Source organism: Rhodospirillaceae bacterium, assembly GCA_002728255.1.
GTDB lineage: Bacteria > Pseudomonadota > Alphaproteobacteria > UBA7887 > UBA7887.
The window spans coordinates 89,665-105,996 of the sequence record PBWV01000034.1; the positions used below are offsets into that span (position 1 = coordinate 89,665).

The 16,332-nt window shown below is 46.6% G+C and carries 19 protein-coding genes and 1 tRNA gene; 12 read left to right on the forward strand and 8 right to left on the reverse strand.

Features of this window, described 5'->3' with window-relative positions:
* The first annotated feature begins 19 nt into the window (after positions 1–19).
* The 4 genes from CMM32_09025 (at position 20) to CMM32_09040 (ending at position 4,734) form a co-directional block, all read left to right on the forward strand.
* Positions 20–1,126 carry a microcin ABC transporter permease gene (locus CMM32_09025; GenBank protein MBT07036.1) on the forward strand — a complete coding sequence of 369 codons (1,107 nt, stop codon included), beginning with the start codon at positions 20–22 and terminating at the stop codon, positions 1,124–1,126.
* 23 nt (positions 1,127–1,149) lie between these two features.
* The gene (locus tag CMM32_09030; protein ID MBT07037.1) at positions 1,150–2,178 is read left to right on the forward strand and encodes an ABC transporter permease; all 1,029 of its coding nucleotides are present in this window, start codon (positions 1,150–1,152) and stop codon (positions 2,176–2,178) included.
* Complete coding sequence (locus CMM32_09035; protein ID MBT07038.1) at positions 2,178–3,770, forward strand: microcin ABC transporter ATP-binding protein; 1,593 nt, start codon at positions 2,178–2,180, stop codon at positions 3,768–3,770. The genes CMM32_09030 and CMM32_09035 overlap by 1 nt, the downstream gene beginning before the upstream one ends.
* Positions 3,771–3,804: 34 nt before the next feature.
* The gene (locus tag CMM32_09040) at positions 3,805–4,734 is read left to right on the forward strand and encodes a glyoxylate/hydroxypyruvate reductase A (protein ID MBT07039.1); all 930 of its coding nucleotides are present in this window, start codon (positions 3,805–3,807) and stop codon (positions 4,732–4,734) included.
* Between the two features lie 29 nt (positions 4,735–4,763).
* Here CMM32_09040 and CMM32_09045 read toward each other — a convergent pair whose 3' ends face one another.
* The 4 genes from CMM32_09045 to CMM32_09060 all read right to left on the reverse strand — a co-directional run bounded on the left by CMM32_09045 (position 4,764) and on the right by CMM32_09060 (position 8,168).
* On the reverse strand, positions 4,764–6,137 hold the full coding sequence (locus CMM32_09045) for a leucyl aminopeptidase (protein MBT07040.1): 1,374 nt from the start codon (positions 6,135–6,137) through the stop codon (positions 4,764–4,766).
* Positions 6,138–6,391: 254 nt separating this feature from the next.
* Complete coding sequence (locus tag CMM32_09050) at positions 6,392–6,862, reverse strand: hypothetical protein (GenBank protein ID MBT07041.1); 471 nt, start codon at positions 6,860–6,862, stop codon at positions 6,392–6,394.
* A gap of 45 nt (positions 6,863–6,907) precedes the next feature.
* Positions 6,908–7,558, reverse strand: coding sequence for an anti-sigma factor (locus CMM32_09055; protein ID MBT07042.1), 651 nt, complete (start codon positions 7,556–7,558; stop codon positions 6,908–6,910).
* Positions 7,551–8,168 (reverse strand): RNA polymerase subunit sigma, encoded by a 618-nt coding sequence (locus tag CMM32_09060; GenBank protein MBT07043.1) that lies wholly within the window; start codon positions 8,166–8,168, stop codon positions 7,551–7,553. Before CMM32_09060 ends, CMM32_09055 begins: the two co-directional genes overlap by 8 nt.
* 83 nt (positions 8,169–8,251) lie before the next feature.
* Between CMM32_09060 and CMM32_09065 the strand changes: the two genes are divergently transcribed.
* Genes CMM32_09065 through CMM32_09080 form a run of 4 tightly spaced genes read left to right on the forward strand, consistent with a single transcriptional unit; the run spans position 8,252 to position 12,161 of the window.
* A complete protein-coding gene (locus CMM32_09065; protein ID MBT07044.1) occupies positions 8,252–9,688 on the forward strand; it encodes an NAD/FAD-binding protein in 1,437 nt (478 codons plus the stop codon).
* Positions 9,681–10,439 (forward strand): DUF1365 domain-containing protein, encoded by a 759-nt coding sequence (locus tag CMM32_09070; protein ID MBT07045.1) that lies wholly within the window; start codon positions 9,681–9,683, stop codon positions 10,437–10,439. The genes CMM32_09065 and CMM32_09070 overlap by 8 nt, the downstream gene beginning before the upstream one ends.
* A 2-nt stretch (positions 10,440–10,441) precedes the next feature.
* Complete coding sequence (locus tag CMM32_09075) at positions 10,442–11,677, forward strand: SAM-dependent methyltransferase (GenBank protein ID MBT07046.1); 1,236 nt, start codon at positions 10,442–10,444, stop codon at positions 11,675–11,677.
* Complete coding sequence (locus tag CMM32_09080; GenBank protein MBT07047.1) at positions 11,667–12,161, forward strand: hypothetical protein; 495 nt, start codon at positions 11,667–11,669, stop codon at positions 12,159–12,161. The genes CMM32_09075 and CMM32_09080 overlap by 11 nt, the downstream gene beginning before the upstream one ends.
* 21 nt (positions 12,162–12,182) lie before the next feature.
* Here CMM32_09080 and CMM32_09085 read toward each other — a convergent pair whose 3' ends face one another.
* From CMM32_09085 to CMM32_09095, 3 genes are all read right to left on the reverse strand, one after another.
* On the reverse strand, positions 12,183–12,965 hold the full coding sequence (locus CMM32_09085; GenBank protein MBT07048.1) for an oxidoreductase: 783 nt from the start codon (positions 12,963–12,965) through the stop codon (positions 12,183–12,185).
* A gap of 33 nt (positions 12,966–12,998) precedes the next feature.
* Positions 12,999–13,418: a biphenyl 2,3-dioxygenase gene (locus tag CMM32_09090; protein ID MBT07049.1), complete on the reverse strand. Its 420-nt coding sequence runs from the start codon at positions 13,416–13,418 to the stop codon at positions 12,999–13,001.
* A gap of 75 nt (positions 13,419–13,493) precedes the next feature.
* Positions 13,494–14,057, reverse strand: coding sequence for a glutathione peroxidase (locus CMM32_09095; GenBank protein MBT07050.1), 564 nt, complete (start codon positions 14,055–14,057; stop codon positions 13,494–13,496).
* A gap of 122 nt (positions 14,058–14,179) precedes the next feature.
* Between CMM32_09095 and CMM32_09100 the strand changes: the two genes are divergently transcribed.
* The 4 genes from CMM32_09100 to CMM32_09115 all read left to right on the forward strand — a co-directional run bounded on the left by CMM32_09100 (position 14,180) and on the right by CMM32_09115 (position 16,168).
* On the forward strand, positions 14,180–14,959 hold the full coding sequence (locus tag CMM32_09100; GenBank protein ID MBT07051.1) for a hypothetical protein: 780 nt from the start codon (positions 14,180–14,182) through the stop codon (positions 14,957–14,959).
* A gap of 137 nt (positions 14,960–15,096) precedes the next feature.
* The gene (locus CMM32_09105) at positions 15,097–15,462 is read left to right on the forward strand and encodes a hypothetical protein (GenBank protein MBT07052.1); all 366 of its coding nucleotides are present in this window, start codon (positions 15,097–15,099) and stop codon (positions 15,460–15,462) included.
* Positions 15,455–15,823, forward strand: coding sequence for a thiol-disulfide oxidoreductase (locus CMM32_09110; protein ID MBT07053.1), 369 nt, complete (start codon positions 15,455–15,457; stop codon positions 15,821–15,823). Before CMM32_09105 ends, CMM32_09110 begins: the two co-directional genes overlap by 8 nt.
* A gap of 72 nt (positions 15,824–15,895) precedes the next feature.
* Positions 15,896–16,168, forward strand: coding sequence for a hypothetical protein (locus tag CMM32_09115; GenBank protein ID MBT07054.1), 273 nt, complete (start codon positions 15,896–15,898; stop codon positions 16,166–16,168).
* Positions 16,169–16,251: 83 nt separating this feature from the next.
* Here CMM32_09115 and CMM32_09120 read toward each other — a convergent pair.
* Positions 16,252–16,332, reverse strand: a tRNA-Ser gene (locus CMM32_09120).

Below are 16,332 nucleotides of genomic sequence, written 5' to 3' on the forward strand. Positions count from 1 at the left end.
ATTTCCGAAACCTTGAGGCATGGCAGCATATATAACACGGCGCCTATTGCTAATAATCCCGACCTTATTTGGGATTATGTTGATCAATTTCCTAGTAATTCAAGCTGCGCCGGGCGGTCCCATTGAAAATATAATNTCTCAATATGCAGGCACTGCGGTTGACGCTACAGTGCGGATCTCCGGCGACTCACAAGCAGAGGTACTGGGCCAAGCCCAGATTCAGAATAGTACCAAGGTCACTAGTAAGTACCGGGGTGCCCAGGGCCTTGATCCAACGCTCATCGCACAGCTTGAGGCCATGTATGGTTTTGACCTTCCACTGCACCAGAGGTTTCTTAAAATGTTGGGAAACTATCTCCTTTTTGATTTCGGCGAGAGCTTTTTTCAGGACCGCAGCGTCGTTGATCTCGTAAAGGAAAAAATGCCGGTTTCCATATCCTTGGGTCTATGGACCACTTTACTTATTTATCTGATTTCAATTCCCCTGGGCATTGTAAAAGCAATTAAAGATGGATCNCGGTTTGATTTATACAGTTCTGCAGCTGTNGTCGTCGGCAATGCCATACCTGGCTTNTTNTTNGCAATCTTTCTTATTGTTGTATTTGCAGGCGGCAGGTATTTGGATTGGTTTCCTCTACGCGGCCTCACTTCAGCCAACTGGGAAGAACTAAGCAGCCCTGGAAAGATAGTAGATTATTTTTGGCATATGGCGCTGCCTATCTTGTCCATGGTGATTGCTGGGTTTGCAGGACTTACCCTCTTAACAAAAAACTCCTTCCTAGAGGAAATAAATAAACAATACGTAATTACAGCAAGAGCAAAGGGGCTAACAGAGCGCAAAGTTNTGATAGGACACATTTTTCGAAATGCCATGCTAATCGTTATCGCAGGCTTTCCCAGTGCGTTTATTGGAATACTTTTTACAGGCTCACTTCTAACAGAAATTATTTTTTCTCTTGATGGCCTTGGCCTACTTGGCTTCGAGGCCGCCATAAATCGTGACTATCCCGTTATGTTCGCCACTGTTTATTGCTTCACCCTTTTAGGACTTATCATGCATCTCATTGGAGATATAACNTATACCATGGTCGATCCACGAATCGACTTTGAAAATCGCGAGGTGTAGCTTTGCCTCTCCCAGTATTTCAAATATCTCCTTTATTAAAACGTAAACTCGATAACTTTAGGCAGAATCGCCGGGGATACTATAGCCTTTGGACATTTCTGTTCTTATTTGCGCTCACCCTGCCGGCTGAATTCATAGCTAATGATACTCCCCTCCTAATCAAATTTGAGGGGCAAATTTACTATCCTATTTTTATCTCTTATCCGGAGACCTCTTTCGGTGGCGATTTCGAGACAGAACCCAACTACAAGGATTCTTATATTCAAGAACTCATAAACGAAAACGGCTGGATGATCTGGCCTCTAATCCCATACCGACATGACACAATCATTTATAATCTAGACTCTCCTGCGCCCTCCCCACCCGACCGTTCGAATTGGCTTGGAACTGATGATCAGGCACGAGATGTTTCTGCGCGACTGATATACGGCTATCGTATTTCCGTACTATTTGGTCTGACACTAACAATCTGCGGATCCATCATCGGCATTCTGGTAGGTGCAATCCAGGGCTATTTCGGTGGGTGGATAGATTTACTGGGGCAACGAGCCATAGAAATTTGGTCAGGACTACCCATCCTTTATCTTTTGATCATTTTAGCCAGTGTTGTAGAGCCTAATTTTTGGTGGCTTCTAGGGCTCATGTTACTCTTTAGCTGGATGACCCTAGTCGGGGTTGTTCGCGCAGAATTTTTGCGAGCTCGAAACTTTGACTTTGTAAAGGCTGCCCGCGCCCTAGGACAAAGCGATTTTCAGATCATGTTTAAGCATGTTTTGCCTAATGCAATGGTGTCTACCCTCACCTTCCTACCTTTCATTTTGACAGGTTCCGTTACAATATTGACCTCTCTTGATTTTTTGGGATTTGGACTCCCCCCAGGATCCGCGTCTTTGGGNGAGCTGCTAAATCAGGGAAAAAATAATTTACAAGCTCCGTGGCTTGGCCTCACTGGCTTTTTTATCTTAGCCCTAATGCTATCACTTTTGGTATTCATTGGGGAAGCTGTCAGAGACGCCTTCGATCCACGAAAACTATTCCCTGGACGGATATAATGCCCCTTCTTGACATTAAAAATTTATCCATAGATTTCGCACTCCCAAATCGGATCGTCAACGCAGTGCAAAATTTTTCACTCACGATATCCGAGGGAGAAACTGTTGCACTAGTCGGGGAGTCTGGATCAGGAAAATCTGCTACTGCTTTATCTATACTACAATTACTTCCTTATCCACAGGCGACCCATCCCCAAGGCAGCATAATCTTCGAGGGACATGAACTAATCGGCGCTAGCAAAAAAGAAATGCAAGCCATACGGGGTAGCAAAATATCCATGATTTTTCAGGAGCCTATGACATCCCTTAACCCACTTCACACCGTTGGAAAACAGGTGGCAGAAATCTTACAGGTGCACCGTGGGTATAGGGCAGCATCGGCTAACGATGAAGCATTGGAAATGTTAGATGTCGTGGGACTCGCTGATGCCAAGTCGAGGTTTGATGCCTGGCCTCACCAGCTTTCGGGAGGGCAAAGGCAGAGAGTTATGATTGCTATGGCTCTTGCTAATAAACCTCGTCTGCTCATAGCAGACGAACCCACTACCGCTCTCGACGTCACCATACAGTCTGATATTTTGCATTTATTACGAAGGCTTCAAAACGACCTGGGAATGTCCACACTTCTAATCACACATGATCTGACCGTAGTCCGTAATTTTTCCGACCGAACATACGTAATGAACCAAGGCCAATTGGTCGAGCATGGCTACACCAAAGATATATTTAATATCCCAAAAGCCTCCTATACCAAGACCTTACTAAACTCTCAGCCGGCGGGCGCCCCAAATCCACCGGATTTATCGCAAAAAACGCTGATGGAATTGAACAACGTGAAAGTATGGTTCCCTATCCGGCGAGGGATTTTGCGCAAGACTGTAGGTCACATCAAAGCAGCAGACGGGATTTCGCTATCGATTCGAGAAGGGGAGACGCTGGGAATCGTTGGCGAATCCGGCTCAGGAAAAACTACCCTAGGTCTTGCTATGTTGCGATTAATATCGAGTGAAGGGACGATTAAGTTTAAGGGTCAAAATATGCAAAATAAAAAACAAAAAGCCCTGCTACCCTTTCGAAGCGAGATGCAAATCGTGTTTCAAGATCCATTCGCTTCTTTAAGCCCTCGGTTATCGGTGCAACAAATAATCGAAGAAGGTCTCCAAATTCATGGCATTGGAAATACCCCAGACCATCGAGAACGAATAGTAACCGATGCACTAACTGAGGTGGGGCTGATCCCTGAAGATATGCATCGCTACCCCCACGAGTTTTCGGGAGGGCAACGACAGCGTATCGCCATTGCTCGAGCAATGGTGCTTAAACCAAACCTATTAGTCCTTGATGAACCTACTTCTGCTCTCGACTTATCGGTACAAGCACAAATAATAAATTTACTGCGGGCACTTCAGGCACAATATAACCTCGCATATGTTTTCATTAGTCACGACCTCCGTGTTATAAAAGCCTTAGCCAACGAAGTAGCTGTTATGAAGAATGGTTCAATCGTTGAGTTTGGCCCAACACAACATTTGTTTGAGAAACCCCGAACGAATTATACAAAACGTTTAATCGACTCCGCCTTTCTTCAATAGCCCACTACTGTAACCGCACCTAACAGGATCTGACATGACCATTCTTTTTATTAGTGAGAGCGATAATCCTGATGAATGGCGTCGTGCCCTACAAAAATTGATTCCAAATATTGACTTAAGGGTCTGGCCCAATGTTGGGAAAAGAAGTGACGTGCATACAGCCCTAGTTTGGAAGGCGCCATATGGGGCTCTAACAAATCTTCCTAACTTATCGCTAATTCAATCACTTGGCGCAGGCATAGATCACATCTTTAATGATCCACAAAGGCCCAAAGACGTCCCCGTTGCCCGTCTCGTAGACCCAGAACTCACTCGACAGATGGTCGAGTATTCGGTTTTGGCGGTTTTAAGCCGTCATAGACGAATAGATGAACTCCGGCGAGCTGCTGCCGATCACCTCTGGCATGTCCCTCAGCCAACACCCTTTGAGGATAGCCGGATTGGAGTACTGGGCCTGGGCGAAATCGGTCTTTCAATAGCGCAAAAATTAAAGTCATTCCAATTTTTAGTCGCAGGTTGGAGTCGAAATCTAAAAGAAGTAGAGGGTATAACCTGTTACCACGGAGCAACTGGCCTAAAAAACATACTCCACTCTACCGATATTTTGATCTGTGCCTTGCCGTTGACACCCATCACCAAAGGCATTCTAAACAAAGATACCCTAGCCCTCTTACCCAAGGGCGCTTATTTAGTTAATTTAGCAAGAGGAGAGCATGTAGTAGAGCCAGACCTTCTGCAGTTAATAGAAGAAGAGCATATTTCTGGTGCCTTCCTGGATGTTTTTCAAACGGAACCGCTACCCGAATCCCACCCGTTCTGGAAACATCCTAGTATAACTGTCACACCGCATCTAGCTGGACTAACTATCGCGGACAGCGCAGCAAACCAAGTTGCTGAGAATATAGAACGCATTGCAATGGGAAAATCTCCGCTCAATCAGGTTGATCCAGCACAGGGATATTAAAGAGTGATATATCGCTATAAATTCTTAGATTAACCATATCTCCTCAGCAACAATGCTACCAGCGCCCGGACAGCGAATGCCTCGCCCCCCAATGGCCTTCCTGGCCGATCCTTCCGATTCCATCCCATAATGTCGAAATGAGCCCATCCCTCCACATTTGAAACAAATTCTTGCAAGAACAAGCCAGCACTTATTGCCCCACCATAGCGATGGTTAGGCACATTACTGTAATCAGCTATCTTACTTTCCAGATCATCCAGGTATCCCCCCCATAATGGCATTCGCCACAACGGATCCTGTTGACAGATTGAATGCACGGACAGCTCGTCTGCCAAGGAATCATTGTTGGTAAACATTGCGGCAATTTCGGTGCCTAAAGCAACCCGAGCAGCCCCAGTTAATGTAGCAACATCGATAAGCAATTCAGGGGACTCTTCGCATGCCTCCGTTAGTGCGTCACAAAGAATCAAGCGACCCTCGGCGTCCGTATTCCCAACCTCTACTGTTTTACCTGATCGTGTTTTTATTACATCTCCAGGTCGGAAAGAGGACCCCGAAACACTATTTTCGACCGCCGGGATTAGCACACGCAATCTGATATTTAGGTTCAATTGCATTACCGCTTTCGCCAGTGCAAGTACATGGGCAGCACCACCCATATCCTTCTTCATTAAGAGCATATTATCAGACGGTTTTAGATCTAAACCGCCACTGTCAAAGCATACGCCCTTCCCAACAAGGGTAACCTTTGGTGCCTCTGGTGAACCCCATTTAAGATCAATAAGTCGGGGGTCCTGCTGACTTGCTCGACCCACGGTGTGAATAGTGGGGTACCCCTCATCCAAGAGGCTTTTACCCGAGATGTGGGTCACAGTAGCATCTCCAACGACCGCCACCTCATCCGCCACCGCCGCCAGCCCCTCAGGACCCAAATCGTTAGCAGGAGTATTTATAAGATCTCTAACGAGCCAGACTGCCCCCGCTAGGATCTGGGCCTGTTGCAACTCCTCAGGATCTGGAACCACAAGCAAACCCGGCCGTCTTTTCGTGGTCTTATATTGATCAAATTGGTATGCCCCAAGAGCCCAGCCCATTGCCAAGCCGCCTAGCGAACTTACGGATCCGGGTTCCGAAGAGACGACGTAATTTCCCGTTGGCAGCCGACCAGGCAACTCCGCCAGGGTCCAGACATCAAGATCTTGTCCCACCCCCACCAACACCCGTTCCAAGCCACCGTTCGCGTCTGGCACCAGGCAAATCTCAGATTTCCTCGGAAAAAATTGAGTGCTATCCACCCACTTATTTGGAGTATCTCCGGCCTCGGTCCTCCACTTTGACCATCCAGCCTCTGTTACAACCTCAATTGGAGTAGGCGATTCCGAAACATCGCCTGGCCCAACTATGTTATAGTTCCCTTTATACAACGCTCTACCCTCTTCTCACCTGGTGACAGATATATGGATCTTAGTTGTAACCGGGAAGCGCTGAGAAGTCAGTAGACACAATTTAGTCTTAATAAATTACCGCCCGCGCGGAGCGCAGTTGGACAGAGGGGACCCCAACTAACACGCCCCAGTTGGCACATGGCGCAGGCGGCATATATATTACGAACCGGAACCCCCTATGGATCACTAACACCCAAAATCTCGAAGGACCACTAGATAAATGGATTGTGGGCCCACTGCAAAAGTGCCTGCCTTTGCCTAGGTCTACACCCGAAGTCACCTGGAGAGCAGTTCGCCCTTACTTGACCCTCATGGCGACGAAAAGACCGCCATCTCCGAATTTGAATTGTATCAATTTCAGGTAGTCTTCTGCCCAACCAGTAGCGACAGAACCACTGAAACCAGCCGCGAGGATCGGGCCCATAGATCCAACCATTCTTCCTCCAAGCACTCAGAGGCTGTCGGCTTTTTATCCCAAAACAATTCGCCTTCGGGTTTGGGCGATCACAAATTTTAGCGCTTGAAAACCACTCTTCCGGAAATTCATCCTGGCAATCGTTACAGTATTTGCCCTCAAAAACCCCCAATTCGAGAATCTTCTTTGGAGAGAAGTAGGGCAAAAAGCCTTCGTTGAAACGCCCTCCTTCGGGCGCACTCAAAGTATACTTGTAACCCGACTGCATGGTATCATTTACTATTATCACCCTGACCTCAGGCGTCGCTTTTTTTTACCACAGCTTTAGGCGGTTAAGAAAAAAACCAAGGAGGCCCTTCATGCGGAGGGGCGCATCAGTAACCACAAAACATAAACAATCTTCTCCTGCGTCCACTTTTGGCTTGTGCACATCGTGAATGCCCCGCACAGCCACATCCCCACGACTATATCTACCGAAGGCATCAGAAAATCCCCCTGATAAAACCACTGTCATTTCCGTTCCCTCATGAGTATGGGTCGGCATATTGATCCCTGCCGGCAAGGTCATTAACCGCGCAGCACTATTTTTCCCGGGCTGGGCAATGTCTATGTACTTTATTTTTCCGCCTAGTTTCTTCCATTTTAAGTCGCCCAGTGAGGAACCAAGCTTGCTCCTTAAGGGAGCCGGTATTAACTCACAGGTCTCCTCATCGTGCGTTGGCGAGGGCTCTCCGCCATAGTTTTCCTCCAAACTTGCAAGAACGCGATCCTTAACGCCCTCGCCGGGATCACTACCATTACTAGAGGCCAATAAAGACCCCCCAATTGCGTCGAAGTGCTCGACGGCCTTTCGGCTGTCGGGGCACAATGTTAGGTGTGTTGCAACTAAAATAGCCTTCATTTCAGGCAAGTTCCCTGCAGAAAACTCAGCTAAAATCTCGTCATCCAGTTGTTGGTCAGGCATTAAGTGTTCCTCCCACAGATTTCCGAAGCTTTGCTAATGCAAGCCTGGATCTTGATTTAACAGTACCCAAAGGCAAGTTTAACTCGCCAGAAATTTCTTGATGGGCCTTACCCTCAAAAAAAGACATCTTAACGATCCTTGCTTGATCCCCAGGTAATTGTGATATAGCCGTTTGTAGACGCTTTTGGTTCTCAGAATTCTCTATGACTTCGTCCTGATTCGCCTCTGCACTTGGCTCATAAGCTGGGTCTTCTGGGTCCAGGGCCGGAGCGGGCGTTTTGCGTAGCATGGTTATTCTCTTGTTCCTAGCCACTGTATATAGCCAAGTCGAGAAACTGGCCTTGGATGGATCAAAAGTATCCGCCTTTCTCCACACCGCCAACATAGCTTCTTGAACAACCTCATCAGCAGCAGCCCCGTCAGCACCCATTTTCATGGCAAAAAAGCGCACCCGTGGCGCATACCGATCAAACAATTCCTCAAAAGCATCTCTATTTCTATCTACTGCAATGGCACGCACCAAACTCGCATCCAGGCGAGCCCCCGACTGGGTTTTCCCGGGATTCAGAGCTCTTTGGCTGTCTAAATTACCTGAGTGATTTATTTCCATTAGAGGCACGCTTTTTTTATTTGCCATTTTGAAGATAGCCTCTTATACGCTAGAACCCACGTGCCAGATCACATTGCCAGCTAATAACTCTTCCGATCCTGGCTCCCTCTGCCTGCGTACTTAGGCACTCTTGCCATAAAGTTCAATGGCCATACCCTCAGTTAGGATTTGTTGTGGACGGCTCCGTACCCCTAGGAAGATTAGATATAGCAGTTGTCGGATCAGGCATATCCGGATTAACAGCTGCATTGATTTTGTCGAAAAACCATAAGATTACCCTCTATGAAAAAGAGGCCCGCCCCGGTGGCCACAGCAACACTATCCAGATTATTGAAGAAGACCGTTCGGTCCCCGTTGACACGGGCTTCATCGTCTACAACGAGGAAAATTATCCGAATTTTACTCAGCTATTACAGTATCTGAATGTCAAGTCTCAGACGACGTCCATGTCATTCTCCTACAGCCTGTCGGATAGAGGCATGGAGTACTGTAGCAACGGCCTTAACGGACTATTCGGACAACGCAAAAACCTGCTAAACCCTGACGCTTGGCAGCTATTGAGAGGACTCCTGAGGTTCTACAAAGAGGCTCGCTCCATCACAGTGAGCACACATCCAGATTTGACTGTGGGTGAGTTTCTCAAAGAAGGCGGGTATTCTAAATCCTTTGCCGACCTTCATCTCATTCCCATGATTTCTGCGATTTGGTCAACCTCAAGTCAAAGCACCCAACGAATACCGATTTCCTCAATCGTTCGTTTTTTTGACAACCATGGGCTCCTCCAGTTCCGAAATCGTCCCCGGTGGAAAACCGTCTGCAAGGGCAGCAGCGTCTATGTCTGGCGCCTGCTTAACGAAGCATCTGTAAGATTACAATTGGGCCAGGAGATTTCAACAATATCGCGAACCAATAATGGCGTTACTGTTAGGAATATGCACGGCGCCACAAAAAATCACGACGCCGTTGTTCTGGCTACCCACGCTGACCAAGCCTTGCGGCTACTAAACGCCCCCACACCTTCAGAAACACAAATATTAGGGAAATTTCTCTACCAGAAGAACACAGTGGTGGTGCATAACGATGACAGCTTAATGCCCTCACTTAAGAAATTATGGTCCTCGTGGAATGTGCAGAGTAACAGCCGATCGCTAGACAGGATGACCGTGACCTACTGGATGAACAAGTTGCAAGCCCTCGATTGCCAGAAAGATTATTTTGTTAGCTTAAACCCTTATGATATTTCTTGTTCTAGAACGATTTATCGAGAATTTTCTTATAGCCACCCCATACTGGATAGTCAGATGCTTTCAGCACAACAAGACTTGAGACTAATTCAAGGAAAGAGAAATACCTGGTTCTGCGGCAGCTACTTCGGCTACGGGTTCCACGAAGATGCGCTAGTCTCAGCCATTCAAGTTGCAGAAGCACTCGGATCCATGCGGCCTTGGGGAAAATCAAACACAGACCTTCCATATAGCTCTACCTCCACCGCCGTAAAATCGAGGGCGGTTGATGCCTAAGTCGGCCCTGTATCACTGCGAAGTAGTGCACAAGAGACTGTACCCGAAACGCCACAGCTTCAAATACACGACAGCTATGCTACTCCTAGACCTTGATGACCTTGAGCGTACATCCGCGCAACATCGATTTTTCTCTTATAATCAATGGAATATATTCTCTTTTTTTGATCGCGATCATGGGCCCAGTGATGGCACCCCACTTCGACTCTGGGCAGAGAATCTAATGCGCGAAAAAGGGATAAACTGTTGTTCTGGGGAGGGAACTTTACTGCTACTCACCCTTCCCAGGATGTACGGCTATGTTTTTAATCCCCTCAGTATTTATTATTACTTTGATAGCAAGGAAAAACTTACCGCTGTGATTTATCAGGTGACTAATACTTTTGGCGGCCGCCATTGTTACGTGATTCCTATTGACCACCACCAGAAATCAGGAACGCTTTATACACACAGCGCAGAAAAACAGCTATTCGTGTCACCATTTATCAGTATGTCCGCAACCTATGATTTTTATATCAGGACACCCAGCAAAAATATTCAGCTTGCAATCCATGAATTCGAGAATGCTAAGCATGTTTTAACGGCAACTCTAAGTGGAAAAGAGGAATCCCTAAACAACGAAACTATAATTGCGGCAGCTATTCGCTATCCATTATTAACATTCAAGGTTATCGGGGCCATACATTGGAATGCCTTATTGCTCTGGTTAAAACGAGTTCCCCTTTTCCATTATCCTAGCTCTGAGAATTAGACATGCAAAACATCCTATGGGCCGGAATGACCCGAAAGAAAAACACTTGCAACCGCGCCACTTCCAATCAAGCACTATCCAAGGCCGAAGAATTGAATTTTGTTGGCGCACTGACCATAAAAATTTCCGGAGGTAACGAGGTTACTATAGGCAGCGACGCAGAAGGTCCAAGTGCCATACTTTCACTGCCTGATGAGGACACCCTTCAGCAACTTCTCACCGGTGGAAGCCTCGCCTTTGCCGAGGCCTATTTGCAGTCCAAATGGAATAGCCCCAATCTAACCGATCTCCTAGAGTGGTGTGTTCACAACCAAGAAGCACTTGCTCCCTTCATCAAACGACGTCTGTTCCGCCGGCTGATAGCCAGGGCCAGGCATTTAACACAACCCAACTCACTCCGCGGTAGTCGCATTAACATAGCCGCCCACTACGACTTGGGAAATACGTTTTACTCCCACTGGCTTGATCCCACTATGTCCTACTCGGCCGGCCATTTTGAGCATCCTGACTCAACTCTTGAAGAAGCTCAGTTCTCCAAATTTGACTATATAATCGACTCACTAGGTTTGAAGGAAGGACATCACTTGCTGGACATCGGCGGAGGGTGGGGGGGCTTCGCCTGTTACGCCGCCACCCGGATAGGGTGCCGGGTAACGGTGACCACCATCTCAAAAAACCAATATGATTATATAATACGGAAAGTTGCTCAGAAAAAACTAAACGGCCTAGTTCACGTGCTTTATTCTGATTACCGACGTCTTACTGGCAGCTTTGATCGCATTTCCTCAATTGAAATGTTAGAGGCAGTGGGCGAGCGATATTGGCCTCAGTTTGCAAATACAATAAACAATCTTTTAACGCCAAATGGCAGGGTATTTATTCAAACTATTGTCATCAACGATATCGCATTCCCAAGCTACCGCAAAAACGTTGATTTCATTCAGAAATATATTTTCCCTGGTGGAATGTTGCCGTCGGAGGAAATACTCCACCATATTTTTCCAAAAGCTGAGTGGCTTCAGTCACCCTTGCAGTATTCCAACGCAAATTACCCAAATACGTTGAAACAATGGGCTGCTAATTTTGAGAAAGCTTGGCCCAAGATACAACCGCTAGGTTTCGACAACCGCTTCTTTCGATTATGGAAATATTATTTGGCCTACTGTGAAGCAGGGTTCCGAAGCGGGAGACTTAATCTTTCTCAACACATTTTTGAAAGGTTCTCAAATGGCCGGTAAGAAGCCGGGATTAGATATTGAACCAGGCAATGGCACGGACCTTCGACTCGAAGAGTTTTTCAGTGGTCAATGTCAAGCCTGGGGCATGTTTGAGTCCCGAAGTGGGAAAATCAAAAATTATTTTAAGGTTCTCACCTCAGGAAAATGGGATGGAGAAAAATTAACTCTCGAGGAGAGGGTGCTCTATCCCGACCAGTCTAACGACAAACGAAAATGGACAATCTATAAAAGTAGTCCAAATACCTATAGGGGTTACACTGAGGGACTCAGAGGGGAAGCTGCAGGAATGGTAACAGGCTCACACTTTCATTGGAAATACACCCTCTCCTGGAAATATAAGAACCGCCAATGGACAACGTCATTCGATGATCAAATGTGGCTTCACAACGACCAAACTTTGATCAACCGGGCCGTGATAAAAAAATATGGAATAACCCTGGGACAGGCGTGGCTATTTTTCTCTCGAGAACCTACGCTCACTTAAATTAATAAAGGTCTAACCTGGCTAGCGTCTCACTATTCTTCGCACCAAAGGAAAGTACGCGAAATAAGGCAATATTCTTAGCAATTTCATCAGAATAGATAATCGAAATGGGAAAGTTATCTCAAAACGGTTTCCATTTAACCCGCCCATTATTTTCGCCGCTGCGACCTCTGGCTCAATCAAGAATGGCATGGGGAAAGTATTTTTAGCAGTCATAGGTGTTTTAACAAACCCGGGAGTAATGGCTTGAACTTTCACTCCTTTGGCACGGCAGTCTTCTCGCAGAGACTCCGCTAAGGCCAAAGTGGCTGCACGGCTGGCACAATAACCAGCAGAATTAGGAAGGCCTCTATAGCCTGCCAAAGACGACATCACTGCAAGCTGGCCCCGTTCCTGCTCCATCATAGAGTTCAAAACCACACCTAGTGTGTTAATAGTGCCCAGCACGTTGGTTTCAAACATTATTTTTGCCGCCTCAGGATCAAACATTCTAGCCCCGCGAACCTCGTATACCCCCGCGTTTAATATGGCTAGCGATACAGGGCCATGGGCTGCTTCTATAACCGCAAAGTTTTCACGAACTGTTTTAATCTCTCTAACATCCATAGGATAAGGATGAAATGTTTTCCCCAAATCGCTTCTCAAGGCCTCGAGTTTCTTGTTATTTCGTGCCGATCCGGCAACCTCCCATCCATCCCTAACCAAACGACGGCTTACTGCGGCCCCTATGCCAGAACTAGCACCTGTTACCCAGGCACATCCGCTGTGACGTAAAGTTGTTAGATCACATTGACCAACTTTCATTTTTCCTACCGGTAAGCTTAGTAAAATTCCTAATTAGTCACTGATCCGTTTAATAGAATTGGGCCGCACACTCTCTTTAGAAATAGGGTTCTGTGCTCCAGCGAAGAACAGCACCTCTCCACTGTCACTATAGAGCGGCCGAATGCGAAGTCGATTCCAAAACTTTGCGCCATTCTTCGCATAATTCAATATATCTATAGTAAGCTCATCTTTCTCAGACAACGCTTTCCGAATCACCTCAATCGCCAAGGGGTCAGTCTCAGGGCCCTGCAAAAATCTGCAATTCTTTCCCAAGGACTCCTCCGGACTATACCCAGTCTGTTTTTCAAACTCTTCGCTAATGAAAATCATGGGGTTATCAGGCAAAGATGGGTCAGTAATGACTACACTTTGTTCCAACTCTTCAGGTGATAACAAACTCGCTTTAGATAGATCTCCATGGCCCAACGACATAACCTATATCCTTTATTTGTTATAAATGACCCCACAGTCTGGCAGAAAATAGCTAATTAAGGCCAGCTATTGGGATTAGCCGGCATTCTCCGAACTGGCCACAAGCACTCCCTCAATCGCCGTTACCACCTTGCTAGATAATGGCGATGTAGGAGATGAAAACCAAGCAAGGAGCTCACCATTTGAATCAACCAGATATTTGTGAAAGTTCCACCTTGGCTTACCCACAAACCCCACCTCTTCGGCAGCCCAGGCGTAAAAAGGGTGTGCATTCTCTCCCTTTACCTTCACTTTTTCCGTCATTGGAAAATTAATTCCATAATTTACCTCACAGAATGATTTTATCTCCTGCGATCCTCCGGGCTCTTGGCTTCCAAAATCATTGGAAGGAACTCCTAGTACAACCAGTCCCTTTTCCACATAGCGCTCATGCAGAGCTTGGAGCTCCGCGTACTGCTTAGTAAAGCCGCAGAGCGAGGCTGTATTGACTATTAAAATGACCTTTCCAGAGAACGTGGACAGAGGCAACGGACCCCCATCGATAGAGACAAACGAAAAATCATGGGCCGATTCCTGCCCATCTTCTGCCAGTCCTTGTGCTCCCAAACAAAAAAGAAGAAATGCTGCTAGAGAAGGCATCCGCATATGAAACCCCGCCGAATGATCTAAGTTTCCTTTTACTACGTACTTCCTACACTACTAGATCACGGAAGTAACGCCTGTTGAACACCAATAAGGGCTCTTTTTAAGTTCTGCAAACTATGTTGTCACAAGAACTTACCAACAACTCTACTCCCTTTGCCCACTCTTTTGGCAATGATGTCTCAGCAGCGGTCATCGGAGCTTCGGGTGGAATAGGCTCTGAGCTCGTGGAAGCGCTTTGCAAATTACCTTCTGTTACACGCATCTATGCTTTTTCTAGGACCAAGCCCCAGTTTAGTAACCCAAAGATATTGGCCTCTACCATCGATCTTGAAAAAGAAGATACTGTAGCCGCAGCAGCAGGTGCTATAGGGGCAGAAAACAGCGCCTTGGATATAGTAATAGTAGCGTCTGGAATTCTCCATAAACAAGGATTCTTGGCACCGGAACGGTCTCTGAAGGACGTGGACCCCGAAAGCCTGTCCGCGGCCTTTCGCGTCAATACCATTGGGCCCCTTCTTGTAGCCAAACATTTCCACCCTCTCCTTCCCAAAACAAAAAAATCTGTCTTTGCTGCGGTTTCAGCTCGTGTTGGAAGCATAGAAGATAACCATTTAGGTGGCTGGTATTCCTACCGTGTTTCAAAGGCCGGACTTAATATGGGTATCAAAACATTATCCGTAGAACTCGCCCGGCTAAGACCTCTCGCAACGTGTGTCGGCCTCCATCCGGGAACAGTAGCCACAAAGTTATCAGAACCATTTTTAGGAAGAGCTCATAAGGGTCATGTTTTTACTCCTGAGGTGGCTTCTACTAATTTGCTTCAAGTAATCAGCACATTAAACCAAAAAGACTCCGGCTTCGTCCTCGATTGGAGTGGGAAACGCGTGCCCTTCTAGAGGCATCTAACCTCCAACACAGCCCTGTCAGATTTCAGCGTGCTTCGACGACGAGCTGATTTTTTATAATCCGTAATGTTATCCGGGACGTATTACTAATATCACTAAGAAAGGAGGTCTTAATGAAGAATCTTGTTATGCTAGCAGCACTAATTGTAGCCGGTAATAATACTAATTGGACACACGCTGCGGGGAATAATGAAAACGGAAAGATGCTCTTTGGCGAGTGCAAAAGCTGTCACGAATTGGCCGACAAAGAGAACCGGATAGGGCCCCACCTTGTTGGTATTTTCGGCAGATCTGCAGGATCGGTGGAAGGTTTTTTATACTCGGATGCTATGTCAAGTTCTGCCTTCTCATGGAATGAAGATACCCTGGATCGATACATAGCTGCGCCTCAAAATTTCCTAGAGGGAACACGAATGTACTTTGGCGGGATACCTGATCCCGAGGATAGGAAGGACTTAATTGCGTTCCTTAAGACAGAGACCTCGGATGACTAAAACCGCAGCCTTAAGGGTTTTTTATGATGGTAAATGTCCCATGTGCCAGAGGGAAATAGCATATTATCAGCAACAAAGAAGCACTGAGCCAATTGATTGGATTGATGCAAACAAAAACCCCAGCCAACTTAGAGCAGCGGGTATAACCAAAGCTGAAGCGCTCGCTCGTCTACATGCAGTATCTACAAAAGGGGAAATTCTTTCAGGAATTCATGCCTTCCATGCAATATGGAAAGCCCTCCCGAAATTTCGAGTTCTAGACATTTGTCTCAATTTGTATCCTCTCCAACTATTAATGGGCCATCTTTATGAAAAATTTCTGCGCTACCGACCGACCCTGCAAAAAATCCTGGAAAAATGATCGCAAAAATTAAGCGATGGTGATCCAACTAGTGCTGCTAGGCATATAAGGTAAAAACAGGGAGTTAAAAAAATGAACTTGATTGCAGAAAATAATGTTTCGTCACCTTACAGAGTAATCATGGATTCCTCAGTGAATCCATTAGCTAACCTTCCTACAATAGTGCGCTTCCAATTAATGAGCACGCTTGCCTTCATGTGGTCAGGAGTGTTTTCTCTATGGATTGGGAATATCGCCATATTTGGACCATCCGTACTAGGACATATGATCCTACTTTTAGGTGTGTTTTTTACTGCCGAGACATTTCGTCGAGCCCGGAAACTTAGCGCTCTTCAAAATAAATGAGCCATCCGTCCACCCGTTTCCTATACGTCTGATGCTGCAGCCGCGAGGAACTCGACGGCGCAGCATCGCTAGCATGAGCTAAGTGGCGGAGAGGGTGGGATTCGAACCCACGGTACGCGTAAACGCACACACGCTTTCCAAGCGTGCGCCTTAAGCCACTCGGC

What these genes read in the sequence shown, in the direction of transcription:
- CMM32_09035 (MBT07038.1), top strand. Translation starts at nt 2,178, where the DNA reads ATGCCCCTTCTTGACATTAAAAATTTATCCATAGATTTCGCACTCCCA.
- CMM32_09040 (MBT07039.1), top strand. Translation starts at nt 3,805, where the DNA reads ATGACCATTCTTTTTATTAGTGAGAGCGATAATCCTGATGAATGGCGT.
- CMM32_09050 (MBT07041.1), bottom strand. Translation starts at nt 6,862, where the DNA reads ATGCAGTCGGGTTACAAGTATACTTTGAGTGCGCCCGAAGGAGGGCGT.
- CMM32_09055 (MBT07042.1), bottom strand. Translation starts at nt 7,558, where the DNA reads ATGCCTGACCAACAACTGGATGACGAGATTTTAGCTGAGTTTTCTGCA.
- CMM32_09060 (MBT07043.1), bottom strand. Translation starts at nt 8,168, where the DNA reads ATGGAAATAAATCACTCAGGTAATTTAGACAGCCAAAGAGCTCTGAAT.
- CMM32_09070 (MBT07045.1), top strand. Translation starts at nt 9,681, where the DNA reads ATGCCTAAGTCGGCCCTGTATCACTGCGAAGTAGTGCACAAGAGACTG.
- CMM32_09075 (MBT07046.1), top strand. Translation starts at nt 10,442, where the DNA reads ATGCAAAACATCCTATGGGCCGGAATGACCCGAAAGAAAAACACTTGC.
- CMM32_09080 (MBT07047.1), top strand. Translation starts at nt 11,667, where the DNA reads ATGGCCGGTAAGAAGCCGGGATTAGATATTGAACCAGGCAATGGCACG.
- CMM32_09085 (MBT07048.1), bottom strand. Translation starts at nt 12,965, where the DNA reads ATGAAAGTTGGTCAATGTGATCTAACAACTTTACGTCACAGCGGATGT.
- CMM32_09090 (MBT07049.1), bottom strand. Translation starts at nt 13,418, where the DNA reads ATGTCGTTGGGCCATGGAGATCTATCTAAAGCGAGTTTGTTATCACCT.
- CMM32_09095 (MBT07050.1), bottom strand. Translation starts at nt 14,057, where the DNA reads ATGCCTTCTCTAGCAGCATTTCTTCTTTTTTGTTTGGGAGCACAAGGA.
- CMM32_09100 (MBT07051.1), top strand. Translation starts at nt 14,180, where the DNA reads ATGTTGTCACAAGAACTTACCAACAACTCTACTCCCTTTGCCCACTCT.
- CMM32_09105 (MBT07052.1), top strand. Translation starts at nt 15,097, where the DNA reads ATGCTAGCAGCACTAATTGTAGCCGGTAATAATACTAATTGGACACAC.
- CMM32_09110 (MBT07053.1), top strand. Translation starts at nt 15,455, where the DNA reads ATGACTAAAACCGCAGCCTTAAGGGTTTTTTATGATGGTAAATGTCCC.
- CMM32_09115 (MBT07054.1), top strand. Translation starts at nt 15,896, where the DNA reads ATGAACTTGATTGCAGAAAATAATGTTTCGTCACCTTACAGAGTAATC.